The 2,383-nt window shown below is 60.4% G+C and carries 1 protein-coding gene; it reads right to left on the bottom strand.

Annotated elements, in window-relative coordinates; translation table 11 throughout:
• On the bottom strand, window positions 1-2,383 hold a 2,383-nt coding region (locus B3V69_RS02900), incomplete at both ends, for a molybdopterin-dependent oxidoreductase (RefSeq protein WP_296443621.1).

The raw sequence follows: 2,383 nt of genomic DNA, 5'->3' as shown, positions 1-2,383 counted from the left end.
CCTTCGTATTCGACGAGGCGGCCCGAGGTCATGATGAACGGGAACTTCTCGTGCACCTTGTCGGCCACGTTCTTATCCTGAATCGTCTTGTACAGCGTCGGCAGACGCCAGAACGCCTTCTTGTCATCGTGCGTCGGGTACTTGGCAACCAGATCGGGCCGGATGCCGTAGAGCGGCTCGCGGTGCTGCGGAATCGCATCGGGGAAGTTCCACACCACGGCGCGCGCCTTGGCGTTGCCAAAGGGATGGCAGCCGTGCACCTGCATCACCACGCGCTGGATGCCGCCCGACATATCGGTCTTCCAGTTCTTGCCTTCGGCCGCCGCCTTCTCCGTGTCCGTGAGGTCGTCCCACCAACCCAGCTTCTTCAGCAGCACATAGTCAAACTCGGGGTAGCCGGTGGTGATGTCGGCACCTTTGGAGTACGAGCCATCCTCGGCCAGCAGATTCTGGCCGTCACGCTCCACGCCAAAGTTGGCGCGGAAGTTGCCGCCGCCCTCCATCACGTGCTTGGAGGTGTCGTACAGATTGGGCGAACCCGGATGCTTGAGCGAAGGATTGCCGTAGCAGGGCCAGGGCAGGCCGAAGTAGTCACCGGTGAAGTCGTAACCCGTTTCCTTGTCCTTGCCCCCTTTGGCCTTGAGCGTTTTGACGTCAAACAGATGCATGTTGCGCATGTGCGCCTTGAGCCGCTCCGGGCTCTGGCCGGTGTAGCCAATGGTCCACATCGAGGCATTGATCTCGCGCAGGATGTCCTCCGGCATGGGTTCATCCAGGCCTTTGACCTTTTGCATCTTGTAGTTCTTGGACAGCTCTTTGCCAAAGCCCAGTCTGTCGGCGAACTGCTGCATGATCATGTGGTCGCTGCGACTCTCCCACAGGGGTTCAATCACTTTTTCGCGCCATTGCAGAGAACGGTTGGACGCCGTGACCGAGCCGCTGGTTTCAAACTGGGTGGCAGCAGGCAACAAGTACACCGAGCGGTTGGGATTCAGATCGTCCGCCTTGCCCGGCATGGCCGCCATCGCCGCCGTGGCCGACGGATAGGGGTCCACCACCACCAGCAAATCGAGCTTGTCCATGGCGCGTTTCATCTCCAGACCGCGGGTCTGGGAATTGGGGGCATGGCCCCAATAAAACACGCCGCGCAGATTGGAATCCTGGTCGATCAGCTCGTTCTTCTCCAGCACGCCGTCAATCCAGCGCGACACCGTGATGCCGGGCTTGCTCATCATGGCGGGCGACGCAAAGCGGCCTTTGATCCATTCAAAATCAACACCCCAGGCCTTGGCGAAATGCTTCCAGGAGCCTTCCACAATGCCGTAGTAGCCGGGCAGCGAATCCGGGTTGGGGCCGACGTCGGTGGCGCCCTGCACATTGTCGTGACCACGGAATATATTGGTGCCGCCGCCCGACTTGCCCACATTGCCCAGCGCCAGCTGCAGGATGCACGAGGCCCGCACGATGGCGTTGCCGGTGGTGTGCTGGGTCTGCCCCATGCACCACACGACGGTGCCGGGGCGATTCTCATTGAGCCAGCTCGCCACCTTGAGCACCTGTGCCTCTGTGACGCCACAAGCCTCTTCCACTTTGTCCGGCGTCCACTTGGCCAGCACCTCTTCCTTGACCTTGTCCATGCCGAAGACTCGGTCGTTGATGTACTGCTTGTCTTCCCAGCCGTTCTTGAAAATGTGATGCAGCAAGCCAAACAAAAACGCAATATCGGAGCCGGAACGGATGCGCACGTACTCGTCCGCCTTGGCGGCCGTACGGGTGAAACGCGGGTCCACCACAATCATCTTGCAGCCATTCTCCTTGGCGTGCAGCATGTGCAGCATGCTGACCGGGTGCGCCTCGGCCGCGTTGGAGCCGATGTACATCGCGACCTTGCTGTTTTGCATGTCGTTGTACGAGTTGGTCATGGCCCCATAGCCCCAGGTATTGGCGACACCGGCCACCGTGGTGGAGTGGCAGATACGGGCCTGGTGATCGCAATTGTTGCTGCCCCAAAAACTCACGAACTTGCGCATCAGATAGGCCTGCTCGTTGTTGTGCTTGGAGGAGCCGATCCAGTAGATCGAGTCCGGCCCGCTGGCCTTGCGCAAGTCCATCAGCTTCGCGCTGATTTCCGTCAACGCCGTGTCCCAGCTGATGCGTTCGTACTTGCCGTCGACCAACTTCATCGGGTAGCGCAGACGGTACTCGCCGTGCCCATGCTCACGCAAGGCGGCCCCCTTGGCGCAATGGGCGCCGAGGTTGATGGGGGAATCAAACACCGGATTCTGCCGCACCCAGACACCGTTTTCGACCACCGCATCGACCGCACAGCCGACTGAACAATGGGTACAGACCGTGCGCTTGATTTCGATCTTGCCTTCACCCA

The organism is Rhodoferax sp. UBA5149 (assembly GCF_002413825.1).
GTDB lineage: Bacteria > Pseudomonadota > Gammaproteobacteria > Burkholderiales > Burkholderiaceae_C > Rhodoferax.
The sequence above is the reverse complement of the archived record's forward strand: the minus strand, read 5'-3'. Positions and strand labels throughout refer to the sequence as shown.